Origin of the sequence: Longimicrobium sp. (assembly GCF_036554565.1) — a bacterium.
GTDB lineage: Bacteria > Gemmatimonadota > Gemmatimonadetes > Longimicrobiales > Longimicrobiaceae > Longimicrobium.
In genome coordinates this window covers 1-3,967 of sequence record NZ_DATBNB010000260.1, presented here as the reverse complement: position 1 = coordinate 3,967, position 3,967 = coordinate 1, and the positions used below count along the sequence as shown (strand labels likewise).

The window sequence follows — 3,967 nt, the reverse complement described above, 5'->3', positions numbered from 1 at the left end:
AGTTGTGTGGCGGATTCCTCAGTCGCTGCAAAATGTGACGTACGGGCAGGGTACACCGTGGCCGCTCCATCGGAATGACAATGGGTGCGTGTCCCCGCTAACGGGGAGACCTGAATGCCCTTCGGCTGGCCTCGCGCACTCGACTGCGCGTGCAGTCCGCGAAGGCGGACTTCGGGCCGTCGTTGCCGCGACTTCAGTCGCCCCAGCACTGCCGAGGCCTCGGGTTGCATGACCGCTGCCGCGCCCAGGCTGCGAGGCATCCGCGGCAAGATCCCACGGCCCTGCATCGCATGTGCTGGGGGCCAGTTCGGTTCGCTCGGGCCTCTGGATGACACCTCGCTCTTCGCGGGGGCGTCGGCCGCGCTCCACGCCACAACTCACACCCGAGCAAGCCAGTCCGCGCAGGCGGACTTCGTGTAGTCGTTGCAGCGAATTCATTCGCCCGGCGGAGCCGAGGCCACCGCTCCAGATGGCCCGTGTGGACGAAAGGTGCGCGTTTTGCGCCTGCGCGCCGGTAATGAGCCCGCACTCCGCGCGATCGGCCAGTCGCTACCTGCCCATCGAGGACCACGGCGTCATCGGCGACCTCCATACGGTGGCGCTGGTGGGGCTGGACGGCTCCATCGACTTTCTCTGCGCCCCGCGCTTCGACTCGCCCTCCGTCTTCGCCTCGCTGCTGGACGCGAAGCGCGGCGGATCGTTCCGCATCGATCCGCAGTTGGGCGAGGCCCGCCGAAAGCAGCTGTACCTTCCCGACACCAACGTCCTGCTCACCCGCACGCTCTCCCCCGACGGCGTGGCCGAAGTGTCGGACTTCATGCCCGTGGGCGAGACGGCCGGCTTGCGCCGCGTGGTCCGCCGCGTGAAGGCGGTGCGGGGAACCGTGCGCTTCCGCCTGCGCTGCGCCCCCCGGTTCGGCTACGCGCTCGTGGAGCACCGGGTGATGGAAGATGAGAACGGCATCCTCTTCGTTCCCGACGATGCCGTGCGCGCCGGGCTGGCCTACCTGCGCCTGCGCGGCTCGGTGCCGCTGCGCATCGACGAAGGCGACTGCGTGGCCGAGTTCGAGCTGCTGACCGAGCAGACGGCCACCTTCGTCCTCGAGGCCGCCGCCGAGCGGCACGACGCCGCGCCCGCTACGCACGACTACGCGTCGAAAGCATTCAAGCGCACCACCAACTTCTGGCGGACGTGGATCGGCCGGTCCACCTACCGCGGCCGCTGGCGCGACGAGGTGCACCGCTCGGCGCTCGTGCTGAAGATGCTGTTCAGCCATCCGCACGGCTCGCTCGTCGCCGCCCCCACCTTCGGCCTGCCGGAGGCGCTGGGCGGGGCGCGCAACTGGGACTACCGCTACACCTGGGTGCGCGACGCCGCGTTCACCCTGTACGCGCTGATCCGGCTGGGGCTGACGGACGAGACCGCGCCGTTCATGCAGTGGATCGCCGAGCGCTGCGCCGAGGAGGGCGACGGCATTCCCCTGCAGCCGCTGTACGGCATCGACGGCGCGCACGAGCTCCCCGAATCCACCCTCCACCACCTGGAAGGCTACCGCGGATCGCGCCCGGTGCGAATCGGTAACGGCGCGGTGGGACAGCTGCAGCTGGACATCTTCGGCGCGCTGATGGACTCCGTCTACCTGTACGACAAGTACTCCGAGCCGCTGTCGTACGACCTGTGGCAGTCGCTGACCAAGATGGTGGACTGGGTGTGCGCGAACTGGCGGCTGCCGGACCATGGCATCTGGGAGATCCGTCGTGCGACGCGCGCCAACCTCAGCTCGCGCGTCCTCAGCTGGGTGGCGATGGACAGGGCGGTGCGCCTGGCCCGGCACCGCTCGCTCCCGGCGCCCGAGGCACGGTGGATGGAGGCGCGCGACACCATCTACCACAGCGTGTACGACGACTTCTGGCACCCCGGCCGCCGCGCTTTCGTGCAGTCGCCGGGCGAGGGATCGCTGGACGCCGCGTGCCTGCTGATGCCGCTGCTGCGCTTCATCAGCCCCACCGACCCGCGCTGGGTGAGCACCATGGAGGCGGTGAAGAAGGACCTGGTGGAGGACTCGCTGGTGCGCCGCTACGCCGTGCGCGGCGGCGAGGCCGACGGGTTCCAGGACGAGGAAGGCACCTTCTCCATCTGCTCGTTCTGGTACGCCGAGTGCCTTTCGCGCGGGGGAGATCCGCAGCAGGCGCGCTTCGTCTTCGAAAAGATCCTCAGCTACGCCAACCACGTGGGGCTGTTCGCCGAGGAGCTGGGCCCCAGCGGCGAGCACCTGGGCAACTTTCCCCAGGCGTTCACGCACCTGGCCCTGATCAGCGCCGCGTACGACATCGACCGCCGCCTGGACGGCGCCCGCGGCGACGGGCCCGCGCGCATGGCGTGAGGCCGTTCGCGCACACCGATGTCCAAGCGGTGTATGGGACGAACGCTGGGAGGGAGGGACGCGCGGGAGTTCGTCCGTGCCCTCCTCCCCGGCCACCGGTCCGGCCGTTCGGTTGACAGGAAGCGTTTTTCCCTGTACTTTTGCGGTTTATGCTGAAAGTGAACCTCGCGGCGCTGGACCGCGGAGAAGTGCACGTTCGCGAGCAGGTTGCGGCGGACGACCCGATGTGGAGCGACATCCGCGTAGAGCTGGCGGCACCGCTGGACGTGGACCTCACCGCCCGCTTCGTGGGCGATGGCGTGTTCCTGCGCGGCCGGCTCCGCACCGCGGTGCGGCTTGCCTGCCGCCGCTGCCTTACGCCGGTGGAGCAGGAGATCGACGACACCGTCGACCTCCTTTTCGAGCCGCTGACGGAGGAAGACGAGGGCGCGGACGGCGAGGTGTATCCTCTCCCCGCGCGGGGCGACGAGCTGGACCTGCGCGACGTGGTTCGCGAGCAGGTGCTGCTGCGGGCGCCCGAGTTCGCCCTGTGCGGCGAGGACTGCCGCGGGCTGTGCCCGCAGTGCGGAACCGACCTGAACACGGCGGGCTGTGATTGCGTTCCCGCGCAGCTTCCGAGCGCCTGGGACGTGCTGAAGAACGTCAAGTTCGACGACTGACCACTTACCGATAGCAGAGCAGGGGGCACCGATGGCCGTACCGAAGCGTCGCCAGTCCAAGCAGCGCCAGCGCAAGCGCCGCACGCACGTCAAGGCGGCCATGCCGTCGTTCAGCGCGTGCCCGCAGTGCGGAGATCCGCACATCCAGCACCGCGTCTGCCCGAACTGCGGCTACTACCGCAAGGAGCAGCGTATCGAGGCCGACGAGTTCTAAACGAACCCGTCACCCCGAAACCACGCATGCGGATCGCGCTGGACGCGATGGGCTCCGACCGTGCCCCGGCCGTAGAGGTCGAGGGCGCGGTCGGAGCTTTGCTTGACCTGGACGCCGGCGCCAGCGTGGTGCTGGTGGGCGACAGGGACCGGATCGAAGCCGAGCTGGCGCGGTGGCCCGACGCGCCGCGCGACCGGCTGGAGATCGTCCATGCGTCCGAAGTCATCGAGATGCACGAGGCGCCCGCGACGGCCATCCGCCGCAAGCGCGACTCGTCCATCGTCGTGGGCGTGCGCCTGCTGCAGGCGGGCGAAGTCGACGCGTTCATCAGCGCCGGGAGCACCGGCGCCGTGATGGCCGCGTCGCTCGTCATTCTGCGAACCCTGCAGGGCGTCGACCGGCCGCCGGTGGGCGCGCGCATTCCCACGGCCACCGGGCGCTGCCTGGCGCTGGACGTGGGCGCCAACGTCGACACCAAGCCCCACCAGCTGGTGCAGTTCGCCCAATTGGGCAGCGTGTATGCGGAGGACATGCTGGGGATCGACCGCCCGCGTATCGGCCTGCTGAACATCGGCTCCGAGCCCGAAAAGGGGAACGAGGTGGTGCTCGAGGCGCACCAGCTCCTGGCCGCGCTGCCGGACATCAACTTCGTGGGCAACATCGAGGGGCGCGACATCGTCACGGGCAAGTGCGACGTGCTGGTGGCCGACG

4 protein-coding genes are annotated in these 3,967 nt (G+C 69.4%); all 4 read left to right on the top strand.

Annotated features, from left to right (window positions below; all coding sequences use genetic code 11):
* Window positions 1–517: 517 nt before the first annotated feature.
* Entirely contained in the window at window positions 518–2,383 is a 1,866-nt protein-coding gene (locus VIB55_RS07060; protein ID WP_331875966.1) for a glycoside hydrolase family 15 protein, read from the top strand.
* Window positions 2,384–2,532: 149 nt separating this feature from the next.
* Window positions 2,533–3,042, top strand: a complete 510-nt coding sequence (locus VIB55_RS07055; RefSeq protein WP_331875965.1) for a DUF177 domain-containing protein — start codon at window positions 2,533–2,535, stop codon at window positions 3,040–3,042.
* A gap of 31 nt (window positions 3,043–3,073) precedes the next feature.
* The gene (gene rpmF / locus VIB55_RS07050) at window positions 3,074–3,256 is read left to right on the top strand and encodes a 50S ribosomal protein L32 (protein ID WP_331025830.1); all 183 of its coding nucleotides are present in this window, start codon (window positions 3,074–3,076) and stop codon (window positions 3,254–3,256) included.
* Between the two features lie 26 nt (window positions 3,257–3,282).
* On the top strand, window positions 3,283–3,967 hold a 685-nt coding region (gene plsX, locus VIB55_RS07045; protein ID WP_331875964.1), incomplete at its 3' end, for a phosphate acyltransferase PlsX.